Raw genomic sequence first — 17,688 nt, 5'->3', positions numbered from 1 at the left:
ATGTTGAAACTGTTATGGCAGCGATGGGCAAAGCTATGATGGGAACTGGAGAAGCTGAAGGTGAAGGTCGTGCAATGGAAGCTGCAGAGATGGCAATAAGCAACCCTTTAATTGACGACTACACTCTAAAAGGTGCCAAAGGATTGTTAGTTAATATTACTGGAGGTAAAGATCTTAAACTCTTTGAAGTAGACGAAGTGGTGAATAAAATAAGATCTGAGGTAGATGCAGAGGCGGAGGTGATAATTGGAGCTATTACCGATACAGAGCTTGATGGAAAAATTAGAGTTTCAATTGTTGCAACATCATTAGACGGTCAGCAACCTGAGTCAAAATCAGTAGTAAATATGGTTCATAGAATTCATAATCGTAACCCCGGTTATTCTGATTTTTCAAATATTGGATCATCTCAATCATTTAATTTTTCAAATTCAACGACATCAAACCCAATTACACATGGTGCAAATGCTTTAAAACTTGAAAATGAGATTGTCCAAGAACAACAAACTGAAAGTTCTCACAATCAAATGATGAATGAAGAAGTTGTTCAAAATACTAGCATGGAAAGTGAAAGTATAGTTGAGGATAATTCAGTTAATGAAATGGAAAAATCTTTTGCTCAAGAAGCTATGGAAACTAACCATGAAGATCATCAAGATATTAACAAAGAAGAAGAAACCTCTAATGATTTAAAAGAATTTGGTGTTGATTCTGATGCACCAGATTTATTTAGTTCAGAAACTGATAATTCAAGCCCTGAAGATTTATTGACTTCAGATGAAGAGGAAGAAGATGATCTTGAGATACCAGCATTCTTAAGAAGACAAAAAAATTAATGGTCTTCCAAGAGATAAATGGACGCCACCATAGTACCGAAAATGCAAAAGCATTATCCGGTACTGCTAAAAGAAATTATTAGCGTTATTTCCCCTCAACATGGTGGCACATTTATCGATTGTACTTTCGGTCAAGGCGGTTATTCCAAAAAAATTTTAGATTTTAAAAATACAAAAGTAATAGCTATTGATAGAGACATAGAGAGTGAAAAAATTGCTAATCAATTAAAAGAAAACTTTGAAGATAGATTTATTTTTAAAAATATAAAATTTAGTCAATTAAGTAATTTAAAGCTCAAAAATGAAAATATAAGAGGTGTAATTTTTGATCTTGGTTACTCTTATACTCAAATAAAAGATCCAAAAAAAGGATTATCGTTCGATGCCAGCGGTAAATTAAATATGCAGTTAGGATTAAATAGTTGTTCAGCAGAAGATGCAATCAACAAACTCGATGAAAAAGAATTAGAAAAAATTTTTAAATTTTTTGGAGATGAAAAAGAAGCAAAATTTATTTCACGAAATATCATAAAAGAAAGATCAAAAAATCAAATTGATACTAAAACTTTAGTTGAAATTATTGATAAATCAAAAAAAAGAAAAAATTTTAAAGTTCATAATGCTACCAAGGTTTTTCAAGCCCTTAGAATATTTGTAAATAAAGAAATAAGTGAGCTAATTTTTGGACTTATTAATGCTACAAAAGTTTTAAAAAAAGGTGGTGTTTTGGGGGTAGTTACATTTCACTCTTTAGAGGATAAAATAGTCAAATATTTTTTTAAAAGTCTATCTGAAAATAAAAGTATTTCACGATATAGCCCAGTTATTGAACAAGCAGATACTCTGTTTAACTTAATTCAAAAAAAACCAATAATACCCTCAGATGAGGAGGTGAATGAAAATCCACCATCTAGATCTGCTAAATTTAGATATGTGATTAAAAAAACAGATTTTTATAATTTTGATACCGATATAGAGGAGCAATTCAGAAATTATATTGAAATTGAAAATTATGGAGACAAACTGTGAAAAAGTTTGCTTTAGCAGTAGTGATTTTTTTTTTAGTCCTATCAACTGCAATAATAAAAAATACGACTAAAGAAATTGAAGATGAAATATTTACAGCAAAAGAGAATATTAGAATTTTAAAGACTGAATTTGAAAATGTATCCTTGGAGTATGATTATTTAAGTTCCTCAGAAAGGTTAATTGAATATCAATCTCAGTATTTTGAGGATGAGTTAATTCAAAAAAATATTAACGATATAAGAGTCTACAATATTTTAAGTGATATAAATAAAATCCATAAATTTAAAATTATTAAAGAGTAATGGCTGATAATAAATTTAATTTAACTATAGAGGACTATAAAAGTGATTATACATTTAAAAAAAAAGAAAATGGATTAAATATTCAATTTAATCGTGTAGCTTTTATTTTCTTTGTTTTTTTTATTATATATTTAATTTATGCAATACATCTAGTTCACTTAGGTTCACGAAAGATTCAATTAGAAAAAATCAATAATCTTCATGGATCTAAAAATCAGCTTTATCGAGCAGACATCATAGATATTAATGGAAATTATTTAGCTAAGACAGTTAAATCGATTGATATTGGTTTAAAAACTTCAGATATAATCAATGAAAAAAAATTACTTCTAAGTTTAAATATTATTTTTCCTGAAAAAAATTTTGATGAAATTAAAAAAAAAATAAAAACTAAGAAATTTTTTTATTTAGAGAAGAAAATTTCAGAGGAAAATTATGAAAAAATAATGAAATTAGGGGACAAATCTTTAGTTCCAGAAGAAAGAGTTTTAAGAATGTATCCACAAAAAAATCTTTTTAGTCATGTTTTAGGTCAGATAGATGATGATAATAATGGTATTTCTGGATTAGAAAAATCATTAAATGATGAACTAAGAAAATCAAAAGAGTCAATTAAACTTACCTTAGATAAAGATATACAATTTTTAATAAGAAAAGAATTAATTAAATATCAGGAAATTTTTAAAAGCAAAGGTAGTGCAGCTATATTAATGGATGTTAATAATGGCAATATTTTATCATTAGTTTCTTTGCCAGATTTTAATCCAAATGAAAGACAAAATATTACAGATGTAAATTATATTAACAGGGTAACTAAAGGAACATATGAACTTGGGTCTGTATTTAAAGCATTTACTTTTGCTAGCGCCTTAAATGAAAAGGTAATTAAACCAGAGACTGAATTTTTAAATTTACCTAAATCAATTAAATGTGACAAATACAGAATAGGTGAATACGACAATGAAATACCATCAGATTTAACTGCAGAGCAAATTTTAGTTAGATCTGGAAATATAGGATCAGTAAAAATTGCCCAAAAAGTTGGTTCAGAAAAATTTAAATTATTTTTAGAAAAAGTTGGCGTGTTAAGTGATATTGATTTTGATATAGAAGAAGTTGCTCCTCAAAAAAATTATGATTTTGGAAAATGCAGATTGGCTACAGCTTCTTTTGGACATGGAATAGCAACTACAATTCTTCAATTAGCAAAAGGTTATTCTGTTTTATCAAATGGTGGGTATGAAATTAAGCCAACATTAATTTATAAAGAAAATGATTTTAATAAAAAAAATAAAAGAATATTAAATATAGGTATTTCAGAACAAGTTGTTAGCGCATTAAGAAAAATTGTAAATACTGAGGAAGGGACAGCTAAATTTGCAGATGTTCAAAATTATGAAATTGGTGGAAAAACAGGAACTGCTGATCAACCTGAGGGAGGCGCATATTCTGAGGCAAAAATAAATACTTTTGCCTCCATTTTTCCTACATCAAATCCACAATTTGTTTTTATTGTAATGCTAGATACACCAAAAAAATCTAAAGATTATTATTATAAGTACAGACATCGAAAAGGAGGTTGGAAGGGTACACTTTATAATACTGCTGGTTGGACTTCAGTGGAAGTAGCTGGAAAGGTCATAGACAAAATTGGGCCTATTTTAGCCACAAAATATATAGAGGTTAATTAATAATGCTGCTAGGAAACTACTTTCATAACATAAATAAAAATTATAAAAATTTTTCTTTTTCAGGAATTTCATTTGACACGAAGAGTATTAAAAAAAATAATATTTTTTTCGCAATCAAAGGAAATACTATTGATGGTAATAAATTTATTCCTAATGCTATTAAAAAAGGATCTAAAATTATTGTAACTGAAAAAAAAGTAAATCCATTCCAAAATGGAATTTTATATATTCATACAAATAATATAAGAAAATTATTAGCCGAAACTGCTTTTAAAATTTATAATAAAAAACCAAAAAATTTAATCGCAGTTACAGGTACAAATGGAAAGTCATCAGTTGCTGATTTTTATTATCAAATATTAAAATTAAATAATAAAAAGGCTGCTTCAATTGGCACATTAGGTGTTAAATCAAAAAGAATTAATTTGAATTTATCTAACACTACAATAGATCCAATTAAATTGGCTAAAATTTTGAGTAAGTTAAAAACTCAAAAAATTGAAAATGTAATTATGGAAGCCTCAAGCCATGGTTTAAAGCAAAATAGATTAGATGGTTTAAAGTTTAATTCAGGTATATTTACTAATCTATCCCAGGATCATCTTGATTATCATAAAAATTTAAAAAACTATTTAAATGCAAAACTTTATTTATTTGAAAATTTGATCCAAAAAAGAGGAAATGTAGTTACAGATAAATTAATACCTGAGTTTAAAAATATAAAAAAAATTGCAATTAAAAAGAAATTAAAATTGCATACACTTAATGATAAGAAAAATAATCTCGAACTTTTATATCATAATTTTAAAGGAGAGGGTCAATTACTTAGAATTAAATTAAATAGCTCAATAAGAGATATAAATTTAAATTTAATTGGAAAAATACAATTAAAAAATGTTTTGATGGCAATAATTGCAGCAAAATATAGTGGTATTAGTTTAGATAAAATTTTAAATACAATTCCAAAAATAAAACCAGTTGAAGGAAGGTTTGAAAAAATTGGTAAAATTAAAAATCAATCAAAAGTAATTCTTGATTATGCTCATACGCCTGATGCTCTAAAAACATGTCTTCTAAATCTTAGAGAACAATTTCCCAATAAAGCAATCACAGTTCTATTTGGTTGTGGGGGAAATAGAGATCAAAATAAAAGATCAAAAATGGGAAAAATAGCTAGTGATTTTGCAGATAGGATAATTCTTACAAATGATAATCCTAGATTTGAAAATCCTAAAAAAATAATAAGAGATATAAAAAAGGGAATTAAAAAAAAGAGAATTATTGAAATATCAAATAGAGCAACAGCAATAACACAAGCTGTTTATAATTTGAATACTGGTGATCTTTTGTTAGTTGCTGGGAAAGGCCATGAGAAAACACAAGATATTGGAAATAAGAAAATTTTCTTTTCAGATAGAAAGGTAATTTTAAATGCTATTAAGCATAAAAATAATTATTTATCAGATAGTTTAAAATTAAATGTGGTTAAAGAGGCAGCTAAAATAAAAAAATTGCCTGTTTCCATATCTTTAAAAACAGCCAGGATTAATTCTAAGGAAGTTACCAAAAATGATATTTTTTTTGCTATTAAAGGAAAAAAAAATGACGGCAATAAATATGTTTCACAATCATTCAACAGAAAAGCATCTTTAGCTGTAGTTAATAAAATTCAAAACAAATTAAATCAAAGTCGACAGATTAAAGTAAAAAATACTTTAAAATTCCTAACAGATATTTCAAAAACTTTTAGAAAAAGTATTGATACAAACATTATAGCTATCACAGGCAGTTGTGGTAAAACTACGCTTAAAGAATTGTTGGGTAATGTATTAAGTAAAATTTCAAAAGTAAGTATTTCACCAAAATCTTATAACAATAAATTTGGGGTTCCTTTAAGCCTTTTTAATTTAAGACAAAATGATGAATTCGGAATTTTAGAGGTTGGAATGGATAAAAAAGGTGAAATTGATTATTTGTCAAAAATAATAAAACCAGATGTTGGTGTGATAACAAATATAAATTATGCGCATGCTAAAAATTTTAAAAATATTAAACAAATTGCTCTGGCAAAATCTGAAATAATTAACAACATAAAACCTTATGGTTATATTGTATTAAATGCAGATGACAGCTTTTTTCAATTACACAAAAAAATTGCCATAAAAAATAAAATTAAAGTAGTTTCTTTTGGAATTAAAAATCAGAAATCTGAAATTAAATTAGTTAATGTTAAGCCCTTTGAAAAAAAATTCAAAATTAATATTAGATTAAATAATAGAAAAAAGTATTTTATATTATCTAATGATTTTCAAAACAATATATATAATACACTTTCTGCTTTAGCAGTTATTAGTATTTATAAAAATATATTTAAACTTAATGAAAATATTTTTCTCAATTTCAAAATTCCAGGGGGAAGGGGAGACTATTCTGTAGTAAAAATTGACAATAAAAAAATTAATTTAATTGATCAAAGTTATAATTCAAATCCTCTATCATTAAAATCAGCTATAAAAAATTTTGATAAAATAAATTCAAAAAAATCAAATAAATATCTACTAATTGGTGACATGTTGGAGCTCGGTAGTCATTCTAAAAAACTTCATCAATCTATTGCCCCAATAATTAATCAAACTAGGATAGATAAGGTATTCGTTAAAGGTAAAATGGCATCAATAATATTTGCAAGTATTTCAAAAGCCAAAAAAGGCAGAATTTTATTAAATAAACCTCAAATTATTGAATTTATTAGAAAAGATTTAAATGATAATGATTATTTAATGATTAAAGCCTCACTTGCGACAGGTTTCAACGACATAGTAAAAGACCTGAAAGGATTGCATTAATGCTTTATCAATTTTTATTAAATTTTGTTGATACTTTTAGTTTTTTAAATGTATTTAAATATTTAACTTTTAGAACAGGTTTATCTTTTTTTACCTCATTAGTTATTGTGCTGATTATTGGGGGTCCTTTTATTAAATTTTTTTCAAAACAAAAAATTTTAAATCCAATCCGTGACGATGGACCTGAAGATCATATAGTTAAAAAAATTGGTACACCAACAATGGGAGGTTTAATAATTTTATTCGGCCTGTTGGTATCAGTAATATTTTGGGCAGATTTATCAAATATTAATATTTTATTTTGTATGTACATAGCGATTACGTTTGGTTTATTGGGAGCATATGATGATTTTAAGAAGATTAAATTTAGCAACTCATCAGGAATTTCCTCAAAGTTTAAAATAATTTCACAAATAATATTAGCAATTATTGGTGTAAGTTTGTTTGTTTATTTAAACGATTATCAAGATTTAAATAATTTGTATTTTCCATTCTTTAAAAATTTAATCATAAACCTTGGATGGTTTTTTATACCATTTGCAATATTCGTAATTATTGGTTCGTCAAATTCTGTTAACCTTACGGATGGATTAGATGGTCTAGCAACAGTGCCTGTAATATTGGTTGCAGCATGTTTTGCTTTTATAAGTTATGTTACTGGAAACATCGTATTTTCAAATTATTTACAAATTCCCTACATTGAAGGAACTGGTGAAGTATCAATTTTTTGTGGGGCAATTATTGGCTCTTGTTTAGGTTTCTTATGGTTTAATGCTCCACCTGCTAAAATTTTTATGGGTGACACAGGCTCATTATCTCTTGGAGGATCTTTAGGAGCAGTAGGAATTATCACAAAGCATGAAATTGTTTTAGCTATTACTGGTGGACTTTTTGTACTAGAGGCAGTTTCGGTAATGGTTCAGGTGATTTCGTTTAAACTTACTGGAAAAAGAATTTTTAGAATGGCACCTATTCATCATCATTTTGAGAAAAAGGGGTGGCCAGAGTCTACAGTTGTAATTAGGTTTTGGATTATCTCTATCATTCTAGCAATGATCGGTCTAGCTACATTGAAATTAAGATAATGAAAATATTTAATAATATTTTTTTAAGAAAAAAAATATTAATTTATGGCTTAGGAAAGAGTGGTATTTCATCTTATAAGTTTTTAAAAAACAAGTCTGATGTATATTTGTTTGATGATAATCAAAAAATTAAATCAAAATTTAAAAAAAAAATAATTAGATACGAACAAATTCAAAAAATAAATTTTGATAGAATTATTATTAGTCCTGGAATTGATATCTCAAATTGCAAGTTATCAAAATTTTTAAAGAAAAATTTTAATAAAATTCATACTGACCTTGATGTTTTATTTTCATTTTATAACAATGAAAGTATTACGATCACTGGTACAAACGGTAAATCTACAACTGCTAAAATTTTACATGATGTTTTAATCGATCAAAAAAGAGACTCAAGACTTATTGGAAATATAGGTAATCCAGCATTATCAGAAAAAAATATTACAAAAAAAACAATCTTTGTAATAGAGGCTTCTTCTTATCAGTTAGATTACAGCAGCGTATTTAGATCTAAATATGCGGTAATTTTAAACATAACTCCTGACCACATCGAGAGACATAAAAGTTTAAAGAATTATGTAAATGCAAAATTTAAGTTATTAAAATCCCAAATAAGGGGATCTTTTGCGTACGTAAAAAAAGAGGATGAGCTGATAACTAAAAAATTAAATAAAAATAAATATAGTTCACAAATTTACAGAGTGCAGACATCAAGTATAGATAAAAAGTTTAGTCAAATTACTAATAAATATTTTATATCTGATGGCAATAAAGAAAATTTATCATTTATATTAAAAATTGCTCCCCGATTAAAACTTAATTATAAAAAATTATTTAAAACTATTAATAAATTTAAAGGCTTAGATTTTAGACAGCAAATTATATTTGATAAAAAAAATCTCACAATAATTAACGACTCAAAATCTACAAGCTTTCCCTCCTCAGAAAATATATTAAAAAATTTAAATGATGCATATTGGATCTTAGGAGGAATTCCTAAAAAGGGAGATAAATTTAAACTATCAAAAATAAAGTGTAAAAATATCAAAGCTTATATTTTTGGATCACATCATAGAGAATTTGTAAAAATTTTAAAAAATAGATTAAAAATTAAAAATTTTAAAAATTTAAAAGAAACTCTTAATGTTATTTTTTCAGAAATAAATATTCAACAATCTAAAAAAAATATTATTTTTTTTAGTCCAGCTGGTGCTTCATTTGATAGTTTCAAAAATTTTGAAGATAGAGGGTATTATTTTAATCAAATAATTAAAAAATTTATAAATGCAAAGCGATAGTATTATTTACAAATTTTATTATCAATGGTGGAAAAATATAGATAAATCTATTTTTTTAATAATAAGTTTATTATTTATTATTGGATTATTTTTTTCTTTAGTTTCAACTTCATTAATAGCCTCTGATAAGTTAGATACCAACAGTTATTTCTTCTTTTTTAAACATTTGATTTATGTGCTAATTGGAATATTTCTTATTTTTATATTTTCTTCTTTAAATTCAGATCAATTATATAAATACTCTGTTTTTCTTTTTTTTATCTCGCTTATTTCTTTATTTTTAGTGCCATTTATTGGTGTTGAAGTTAAAGGTTCTAAAAGATGGATAGACTTATTTTTCTTACCAAGATTTCAGCCCATAGAAGTTTTAAAACCATTTTTGATAATAATTTTAGCAACTATTTTATGTGATATTAGATCAAATATTTTATTTAAGTATTTGATATCTATTGTTTTGATATCTGTCATTTCTTTACTTTTAATAACTCAACCAGATATTGGCCAAACTTTATTAGTGGTATTTTGTTGGGCAGCTCTAATCTTTACATCAGGAATTAATATATATGTCCTTTTAGCAACATTTATTGCTGGCTCTTCTTTTCTTGCTTATCTTATTATCTATGTTCCCAGGTTTGATTATATCCAAGGACGTATTTTTTCATTTTTTAATAGAGAGTCAGGTACTCATAATTTCCAATCTGATAAAGCAATAGAGTCAATTACAAGCGGAGGTTTTTTTGGAAAAGGCATAGGTGAGGGAGTTCTTAAAAATAGAGTTCCCGAAGCTCATACTGACTACATTATTTCAGTAATTTCCGAGGAGTTTGGTGTTGTTGCTATAATGTTAATATTATTATTGTTTTTGATCTTAATTTATATGGTTTTTAAAAAAATAAGTTTTGAGACAAATGATAAAGCTAAACTTATTTTAATTGGATCTATTAGTTTAATATTAATGCAGGCAACAATTCATATCGGGGTCAATATAAGATTATTTCCAACTACTGGAATGACTTTACCTTTTTTAAGTTATGGTGGCTCATCTATAATAAGTACATCAATATTAGCTGGGATAATTTTAAATTTAACAAAAAGAAAAATAACTTAATAAATGACAAAAAAAGTTTTAATTTCTACAGGAGGATCTGGAGGTCATGTGGTACCAGCAATTACAATTTATAATCATTTAAAAAATACGCACGAAACTTTGATTTCTACCGACATAAGAGGTCTTACATATTTAGATAAGAATATTAAAGCATTTGTAATTAATACTCCAAAATTAAATAATTATTTTCTACTTCCTTTTTCACTTTTAAAAATATGTTTTTTAACAGTTAAATCTTTTTTTCTTTTAAAAAAAAATAATATTTCAATTTTAATTTCTACCGGTGGCTATATGTCCTTACCACTATGCTTAGCAGCAAAAATATTGGACATTAATATTTTTTTAATTGAACCAAATATGGTTCTTGGAAGGGCAAATAAATTTTTTTTAAATTTTTCAAGAAAATTAATATGTTATTCAAAGAATTTAATTAATTTACCATCTGGAATTAATCATAAATTAACTACTATTAATCCTTTGATAAGAAAAGAATATTATGAAACTAGTAAATATCAAAAACATGATAATTTATTCACAATTATAATCATAGGAGGTAGTCAGGGTGCAAAAATCTTTGATAAACTTTTAAATAAATCTTTTGTTAGTTTAGCAAAACAAGCATCTATAAAAATTATTCATCAAACGAGTAAGAAAAATATTAATTTTTTAAAGAATTTTTATTCTCAAAATAATATTGAAAGTAAAGTTTTTAGTTTTGATCACAATCTTAATGAAGTTTTAAAACAAGGAGATTTATGTATAACAAGAGCAGGTGCCTCAAGTTTAGCTGAACTATCCTTTTTAAATGTTCCATTTATAGCAATACCGCTCCCATCATCAAAAGATAATCATCAGTATGAAAACGCAAAATATTATAAGGAACAGGATTGTTGTTGGATAATTGATCAAAAAAATTTTGATGATCAAAAATTTAAGAAATTTTTAGTGGAATTGACAAATAAAAGTCAGGATTACATGACAAAAAAAAATAATTTACAGAAATTAAATTATCAAAATACATGGAATAATGTTAATCAAAAAATATTAAATATTATTAATGAAAATTAAATTAGCAAAATCAGAACTCATACATTTCGTCGGGATAGGTGGAATAGGCATGAGTGGCCTAGCATTAATAATGAAAGGTAAAGGTTTTAAAGTTCAAGGAAGTGATATTTCAAATAATAAAAATATTGAAAGATTAAAAAAAGAAAAAATAAAAGTTTTTATTGGACACAAGAAACAAAATATAGATAAGGGAACTATCCTAGTTATATCTTCAGCTATAAAAAAAAATAATCCTGAACTTCTTACGGCTAAAAAGAAACAATTACCTATTTATAAAAGAGGAGAAATGCTGGCCAATATTGTTTCTTTAACAAAAAATATTGTAGTAGTAGGATCACACGGCAAAACTACAACAACATCTCTGATAGCATCTATATTTCAAGAGACAAAAATTGATCCTACTATTATTAATGGAGGAGTAATAAATTCAATTAATAATTCGGCAAAGCTAGGAAAAAGTGATTGGTCTATATTAGAGGCAGACGAATCTGATGGGAGTTTTGTTTTCATACCTCCAACATATTCTATCATCACTAATATAGACAGAGAGCATATGGATTATTATGGTAATATGAATAAATTAAACAAATATTTTGAAAATTTTGTTAATAAGGTTCCATCATTTGGAAAATCATTTATTTGCTTAGATGACAAAAATAATAAAAATTTAATTAAAAATATTAAAAACAAAAACTTTTATACGTATGGCCTAGATGTAAAATCAAATTTTTGTATCAAAAATGTCAAACACTTAAAAGAATTCTCTGAGTTTGATTTAAATATAAAATTACCAAATAAAAAAAATAAATTAATTAAAAAATTTAAAATTCCTTTATTAGGAACACATAATATAAAAAATTCTGTAGCCGCAGCTGCATTAGCTTTAACTTTAGGTCTACCTATAAATAATATTAAAAAAGGACTTAAAAATTTTAGAGGAGTTCAAAGAAGATTTAATAAAATATTTAGTTTCAATAATGTAGATTTTTATGATGATTATGCCCACCACCCTACAGAAATCAAAGAAGTATTGGATGGTGTTAAAAATGTTTATAAAGATTATGAAAAAATATGTATTTTCCAACCACATAGAGTTTCAAGACTAAAAGATTTGAAAAAAGAATTTACCTATGCTTTTAAAAAGGCAGACAAAGTTATTTTGTTTCCGATTTATACTGCTGGAGAAAAATTAAAACTTGGCTTTAGTTACACAAGTTTTGCGAAAGAAATAATTAAAAATTCAAGAGTGCAGCTATTTTTAGTTGATGATAAATTTCAATTAGCAAAATTTATTAAAGCCAATATTTATGGAAAAAAAATAGTTATAGGAATGGGAGCTGGGTCTATCTCAAGTTGGCTGCGAGAATTACCTAAATTGTTATCATGAAAATTGATTTAAAAGAGTTGACTCAAGAATTTAATAATAATTTAAAATTAGATTATGATTTAAAAAAAAAAAATTGGTTTAATATTGGAGGAAAAACCAAAGCTTTCTATAAAGCTGATAATTTAAAAGATTTAATTAAATTCCTTAAAAAAATTAACGATAAAGAGGAAATATTCGTACTAGGAGCCGGCTCAAATACATTAATTACTGATAAAAAATTTGACGGAGTTGTAATTAAATTAACTAATAATTTTAACAACATATCTTTGCTAAACCAAGAAATTATTATAGCTGGAGCGGCTGTAAATGATAAATCACTATCAGACTTTGCAATGGAAAATAGTATTGGCGGTTTTGAGTTTTTGTCATGTATACCTGGTACAGTTGGTGGAGGTATTAAAATGAATGCAGGATGTTTTCAACGAGAGTTTAAAGATATTTTAATTTCAATTCAGGCATTAAATAAAATAGGACAAGTAATTACCATACCAGCAAAAGAGGTTAATTTTAAATATAGAGACAGTGGATTGTCGGAGGATCTAATTTTTTTAAGTGCATCATTTAAAGGTTATAAAAAGAATAAAGATATTATTAAAAAAGATATAAAATTATTTAAAGAGAGAAAAGAACAAGCTCAACCAACTAAAATTAAGACTAGTGGTAGTACATTTAAAAATCCTATAGATCAATCAAATAAAAAGGTATGGCAACTAATAAAAGAGTCTGTACCGCTTGAAAAATCATTTGGAGATGCATCAATATCTGAAAAACACTGTAATTTCTTTGTAAACAAAGGTAATGCTAAATTTGAAGATATGAAAAAGTTAATAGATTTTGTATCAGATAGTGTTTTTAAAAAAACAGGTATCAAAATAGAAACTGAAATTAAAATATTAGAATAAATTGAAAAAAAAAGTGTTAGTACTGTCGGGTGGTATTTCCAAAGAGAGATTAATTAGTCTAGATACTGGACTACAGGTTGCTAAAGAACTTAAAAAAAATGGTTATAGAGTTAAAATATCTGAACCAGATAATAATTTAAAAAAAAATATTAAAATATTTCAACCCAATGTAGTCTTTAATGCATTACATGGTCAATTTGGTGAAGATGGATATACTCAGAGTATCTTAGAAAGTTTTCAAATTCCATATACTCATTCAGGAGTAATTGCATCTTCTATTGCAATGGATAAAGAAATTTCTAAAAAAATATTTATAAAAAATAAAATAAAAACTCCAAAATATTTTACATATTCTTATGATTTACCGACATCTGATTTAATAAAAAAAATAAAAAAAAAGTTAAAATTCCCAGTAGTTGTCAAACCTTTAAATGAAGGCTCGAGTGTAAATGTGTATATTTGTAATAAAAAAAATATAATTAAGACTCTAACTTCTATTAAAAATTATAAAAAAGTTATGATTGAAGAGTTTATTGGTGGTAGAGAAATTCAAGTTGCCATAATGGGTAATAAAAAATTAGGCGCTATAGAGTTAAGACCAAAAAGAAAGTTTTATGATTACAAAGCAAAATATAATAGTAGTGCAAAAACAGAACACATAATACCAGTCAATTTACCGTCAAACAAAATGAAACAGTTATTAGATATAGCTTTAAAAGCTCATAAAATAATTGGCTGTAAAGGTGTTACAAGATCAGATTTTAAATTTTACAATGGAAAATTTTATATACTAGAAATTAATACTCAGCCAGGAATGACGAAACTATCTTTGGTACCTGAAATAGCTGCTTATAAAGGTATAAGTTTTCTAAAATTAATTGAATGGATTTTAATAGATGCATCTAAAAAAAAGTAGAAGAGTTTTAATTTATTTTTTTTTGTTAATTTTATTAGGTTCTATAAACAATATCAACTTTAATAAAATTAATTTTAATAAGGTTAAAAATATAAAAATCACAGGACTCGATGTTTCAGAAAGTAAGATTCTTTCAAAAAAAATTAAAAATTTAAATTTAGAAAATTTTTTTTCACTAAATAGTGACAAAATAAATCAAATAATTAATTCAAATAATTTGGTTGAAAACTATAAAATTATAAAAATATATCCATCAACACTCAATGTTTATATAAAAAAAACTGATTTAGTAGCAAAGATTAATCTGGAAGGAGAATTATATTATATTGGATCTAATGGAAAACTCATAGACAATAATTTCTTAAATGATGAATTACCTTATATTTTTGGTAAACCAAATATTCAAGACTTTTTAACTTTTTTAAAATTTTTAGAGAATTCTAAAATTTCTTATGAAGAAATAAATTCCTTTTATTATTTTCCATCAAAACGATGGGATATAAAGCTTAAAAATAATGTTGTAATAAAACTATCCAATACAAATATAAAAAAATCTTTAGATCTAGTGTATGGATTTTTAAATAATAGCAGTTTCAAAAATATAAAAATAATAGATGCTAGAATAAATGATAAAATTATAATTAATGGTTGAAGATCTAGATTTAGAGACATTTATAAGTATTTCACCAAAAGAATTTGGAATATATCTTTTTGATATAAAGAAACGAAAAAATTTATACTCAAAGGAATTGAAAATAAATAATAATACTCATTCTATAGATTTTAAAAGTTTAGATTTATTTCTTACAGACAACATATTTAAATTAGAAAAATTAACAGGCAAATTTATAAAAAATATTACTTTAATAATAGAGCACATAAAAATATCTAATATAAACTTCAGTATAAAAAAGAAAAATTATGATGAAATCATAAATAAAAAATATTTTGAGAATTCACTTGTTGACGCTAAAGATTTATATAAAGAAAATTTTCAAAGTGAAAAAATCATGCATATAATAATTAACAATTATTTTGTTAATGGAAAAAATTATCCCACATACCAAGAAAATTTGCATGGAGATTTTTTTTGTATCGAACTAAAATTTATTTCTATTCCTATAAATTTGACTGCTCAAATTGAAAGTATATTTCAGAAGTATCATATTAATATTAAAGAATACTTGGATGGCAAATATATCAAAACCTTATTTCAAAATAATTTTACTATTATTTCAGATATAGCCTACAAAGTTAAAAGTGGATTTAATGAAAATGAGGTAAAATTAATTCCAAAAAACTATAAAAAAAATGGAATTTTTGAGAAGTTTTTTCAACTTTTCAGTTAATACTGTCTTTTCTTGTAACATTAGTTGTTTTTAAATTTATAACATTTCAAATTAAATAATCATGTGTCTTACCTTACTCAAAAAACAATTAAAAATAATACTACATTTAGTGGAGTTGCACTTCACAGTGGTCTTGATGTAACAGTTACTATTAAACCAGCTGATCCAAATTTTGGTATTGTATTTAAAAGAGTTGATTTAAAAAATAATAATTTAGTTTATCCAAATTTTATGAATGTTACCAATACATCATTAAACACGACTATAGAAAATGAATATGGCGTAAAGGTTTCTACAATAGAACATTTGATGGGAGCTTTATTTTGCTTAGGAATTGATAATGCATTAATAGAAATTAATAATGAAGAAGTGCCAATTCTAGATGGATCAGCTAAAGTATTTATTGAAAAACTAATTGCAGCTGAAATTAATTCTAGTGATCATCCAATAAAAATAATCAAGATAAATAAAGAGGTAAAATTTTCAGATGGTGAAAGATTTATTTTAATTAAACCTTCTACATTAAGTTTAAATATTGATTTTGAACTTAAATATAAAAATAGACTTATTGGAAATCAAAGAAATAAAGTCAAAGTTTACGAAGATGATTTGTCAGACGTTTATAATTCAAGAACTTATTGTCTTTATGAAGATATTGAATTAATTAAAAAAAACGGTTTAGCAAAAGGTGGGAGCTTAGATAATGCTATTGTGGTAAAAGATGAAAAAGTATTAAATAATGATGGCTTAAGAAATCAAAAAGAATTTGTTAATCATAAAATTCTAGATTGCATAGGAGATTTGTATACATCTGGATATAGAATTATAGCAAACATTATTTGTTCTCAAGGAGGCCACTATTTAACAAACAAATTATTAAGAAAAGTATTTCAAAATAAAGAAAATTTTTCAATATTAGAAATTAAAGAAAAAAATCTTCCACATACATTAATTAATAAAAATTTCCTAAGGTCTATAGCATAAGAAAAAAGGTAGCTTTAAAAAGTTTCTCTGTGTAAGTATAATCTATCAAGATGATAAAAATATTTTGTTTATTATTTTTTTTTATATTATGTATTGCGTGCTCTAAAGAAGGAGTAAAAACATCTACAATTACTGAAAAAAGTTTAGATCTTCAAGTTAAGGAAGCTTACTTAGATGGAATGGAAGCATTAGAGGAAGGAGATATATTTTTTGCAGCAAAAAAATTTAATGAAGTTGAAATACTGTTTCCACAATCAGAACTAGCACCAAAATCATCATTAATGGCAGCATACGCTTATTATTCTCAAGATTATTATATTGATTGTATTTCAGAATTAGAAAGATTTTTGAGGATTTATAAATTTCATAAAAATTTAGATTATGCTTATTATTTATTAGCATTATCTTACTATGAGCAAATTGCAGATGAGAAAAAAGATACTAGATCAATATTAAAATCAAAAGAGTATTTTGATTTTCTTGTAAATAATTTTCCCAACACAGAATATGCTATTGATGCTAGGTTTAAAATTGATTTAATAAATGATATTTTGGCAGCTAAAGAGATGTATGTAGGTAGATATTATATTGAAAGAAAAAAATGGATACCTGCGATAAATAGATTTAAAGTAGTAATTAATAATTATAATACTACAGTTTATGTTGAGGAAGCATTACATAGACTTGTTGAAATTCATTATATTTTAGGTTTAAAAGAAGAGTCCAAAAAGTACGCGAATGTTTTAGGTTATAATTATCAATCTTCTAAATGGTATGAAGAGTCTTTTATTATTTTTAATAAAAATTATAAAAAAAAAAAATTAAATAAAGATAAAAAAGAAAGAAAAAGTAAAATCTTAAACAAATTTAAATCTCTTATTAATTGA

15 protein-coding genes and 1 pseudogene are annotated in these 17,688 nt (G+C 25.1%); all 16 read left to right on the top strand.

Annotated elements, in window-relative coordinates:
* Positions 1–836 (top strand): annotated as a pseudogene (locus tag AMO08_RS00230) (cell division protein FtsZ); the annotation flags it as partial.
* Between the two features lie 18 nt (positions 837–854).
* A complete protein-coding gene (gene rsmH, locus AMO08_RS00225; protein ID WP_075484223.1) occupies positions 855–1,865 on the top strand; it encodes a 16S rRNA (cytosine(1402)-N(4))-methyltransferase RsmH in 1,011 nt (336 codons plus the stop codon).
* Positions 1,862–2,167, top strand: coding sequence for a cell division protein FtsL (locus AMO08_RS00220; RefSeq protein WP_075484222.1), 306 nt, complete (start codon positions 1,862–1,864; stop codon positions 2,165–2,167). The genes rsmH and AMO08_RS00220 overlap by 4 nt, the downstream gene beginning before the upstream one ends.
* Positions 2,167–3,858, top strand: coding sequence for a peptidoglycan D,D-transpeptidase FtsI family protein (locus tag AMO08_RS00215; protein WP_075484221.1), 1,692 nt, complete (start codon positions 2,167–2,169; stop codon positions 3,856–3,858). Before AMO08_RS00220 ends, AMO08_RS00215 begins: the two co-directional genes overlap by 1 nt.
* Positions 3,859–3,860: 2 nt before the next feature.
* Positions 3,861–6,704: a UDP-N-acetylmuramoyl-L-alanyl-D-glutamate--2,6-diaminopimelate ligase gene (locus tag AMO08_RS00210; RefSeq protein ID WP_075484220.1), complete on the top strand. Its 2,844-nt coding sequence runs from the start codon at positions 3,861–3,863 to the stop codon at positions 6,702–6,704.
* Entirely contained in the window at positions 6,704–7,789 is a 1,086-nt protein-coding gene (gene mraY / locus AMO08_RS00205; protein ID WP_075484219.1) for a phospho-N-acetylmuramoyl-pentapeptide-transferase, read from the top strand. The genes AMO08_RS00210 and mraY overlap by 1 nt, the downstream gene beginning before the upstream one ends.
* A complete protein-coding gene (gene murD, locus AMO08_RS00200) occupies positions 7,789–9,087 on the top strand; it encodes a UDP-N-acetylmuramoyl-L-alanine--D-glutamate ligase (protein ID WP_075484218.1) in 1,299 nt (432 codons plus the stop codon). The genes mraY and murD overlap by 1 nt, the downstream gene beginning before the upstream one ends.
* Positions 9,074–10,195 (top strand): FtsW/RodA/SpoVE family cell cycle protein, encoded by a 1,122-nt coding sequence (locus tag AMO08_RS00195; RefSeq protein ID WP_075484217.1) that lies wholly within the window; start codon positions 9,074–9,076, stop codon positions 10,193–10,195. Before murD ends, AMO08_RS00195 begins: the two co-directional genes overlap by 14 nt.
* A 3-nt stretch (positions 10,196–10,198) precedes the next feature.
* Positions 10,199–11,263: a UDP-N-acetylglucosamine--N-acetylmuramyl-(pentapeptide) pyrophosphoryl-undecaprenol N-acetylglucosamine transferase gene (locus tag AMO08_RS00190; RefSeq protein ID WP_075484216.1), complete on the top strand. Its 1,065-nt coding sequence runs from the start codon at positions 10,199–10,201 to the stop codon at positions 11,261–11,263.
* A complete protein-coding gene (gene murC, locus AMO08_RS00185; RefSeq protein ID WP_075484215.1) occupies positions 11,253–12,650 on the top strand; it encodes a UDP-N-acetylmuramate--L-alanine ligase in 1,398 nt (465 codons plus the stop codon). The genes AMO08_RS00190 and murC overlap by 11 nt, the downstream gene beginning before the upstream one ends.
* Complete coding sequence (gene murB, locus AMO08_RS00180) at positions 12,647–13,552, top strand: UDP-N-acetylmuramate dehydrogenase (protein ID WP_075484214.1); 906 nt, start codon at positions 12,647–12,649, stop codon at positions 13,550–13,552. The genes murC and murB overlap by 4 nt, the downstream gene beginning before the upstream one ends.
* Before the next feature lies 1 nt (position 13,553).
* Positions 13,554–14,468 (top strand): D-alanine--D-alanine ligase, encoded by a 915-nt coding sequence (locus tag AMO08_RS00175; RefSeq protein WP_075484213.1) that lies wholly within the window; start codon positions 13,554–13,556, stop codon positions 14,466–14,468.
* Positions 14,449–15,120 (top strand): cell division protein FtsQ/DivIB, encoded by a 672-nt coding sequence (locus AMO08_RS00170; RefSeq protein ID WP_075484212.1) that lies wholly within the window; start codon positions 14,449–14,451, stop codon positions 15,118–15,120. Before AMO08_RS00175 ends, AMO08_RS00170 begins: the two co-directional genes overlap by 20 nt.
* On the top strand, positions 15,113–15,817 hold the full coding sequence (locus tag AMO08_RS00165; protein ID WP_075484211.1) for a hypothetical protein: 705 nt from the start codon (positions 15,113–15,115) through the stop codon (positions 15,815–15,817). Before AMO08_RS00170 ends, AMO08_RS00165 begins: the two co-directional genes overlap by 8 nt.
* Before the next feature lie 63 nt (positions 15,818–15,880).
* Positions 15,881–16,801, top strand: a complete 921-nt coding sequence (lpxC, locus tag AMO08_RS00160) for a UDP-3-O-acyl-N-acetylglucosamine deacetylase (RefSeq protein WP_075484210.1) — start codon at positions 15,881–15,883, stop codon at positions 16,799–16,801.
* A gap of 50 nt (positions 16,802–16,851) precedes the next feature.
* Entirely contained in the window at positions 16,852–17,688 is an 837-nt protein-coding gene (locus tag AMO08_RS00155; protein WP_075484209.1) for an outer membrane protein assembly factor BamD, read from the top strand.

The sequence above is a fragment of the Candidatus Pelagibacter communis genome, from assembly GCF_001180205.1.
Lineage (GTDB): Bacteria > Pseudomonadota > Alphaproteobacteria > Pelagibacterales > Pelagibacteraceae > Pelagibacter > Pelagibacter ubique_O.
This window is presented reverse-complemented; position numbering and strand designations above follow the sequence as displayed.

What these genes read in the sequence shown, in the direction of transcription:
- rsmH (WP_075484223.1), top strand. Translation starts at nt 855, where the DNA reads ATGGACGCCACCATAGTACCGAAAATGCAAAAGCATTATCCGGTACTG.
- AMO08_RS00215 (WP_075484221.1), top strand. Translation starts at nt 2,167, where the DNA reads ATGGCTGATAATAAATTTAATTTAACTATAGAGGACTATAAAAGTGAT.
- AMO08_RS00210 (WP_075484220.1), top strand. Translation starts at nt 3,861, where the DNA reads ATGCTGCTAGGAAACTACTTTCATAACATAAATAAAAATTATAAAAAT.
- mraY (WP_075484219.1), top strand. Translation starts at nt 6,704, where the DNA reads ATGCTTTATCAATTTTTATTAAATTTTGTTGATACTTTTAGTTTTTTA.
- murD (WP_075484218.1), top strand. Translation starts at nt 7,789, where the DNA reads ATGAAAATATTTAATAATATTTTTTTAAGAAAAAAAATATTAATTTAT.
- AMO08_RS00195 (WP_075484217.1), top strand. Translation starts at nt 9,074, where the DNA reads ATGCAAAGCGATAGTATTATTTACAAATTTTATTATCAATGGTGGAAA.
- AMO08_RS00190 (WP_075484216.1), top strand. Translation starts at nt 10,199, where the DNA reads ATGACAAAAAAAGTTTTAATTTCTACAGGAGGATCTGGAGGTCATGTG.
- murC (WP_075484215.1), top strand. Translation starts at nt 11,253, where the DNA reads ATGAAAATTAAATTAGCAAAATCAGAACTCATACATTTCGTCGGGATA.
- murB (WP_075484214.1), top strand. Translation starts at nt 12,647, where the DNA reads ATGAAAATTGATTTAAAAGAGTTGACTCAAGAATTTAATAATAATTTA.
- AMO08_RS00170 (WP_075484212.1), top strand. Translation starts at nt 14,449, where the DNA reads ATGCATCTAAAAAAAAGTAGAAGAGTTTTAATTTATTTTTTTTTGTTA.
- AMO08_RS00165 (WP_075484211.1), top strand. Translation starts at nt 15,113, where the DNA reads ATGGTTGAAGATCTAGATTTAGAGACATTTATAAGTATTTCACCAAAA.
- AMO08_RS00155 (WP_075484209.1), top strand. Translation starts at nt 16,852, where the DNA reads ATGATAAAAATATTTTGTTTATTATTTTTTTTTATATTATGTATTGCG.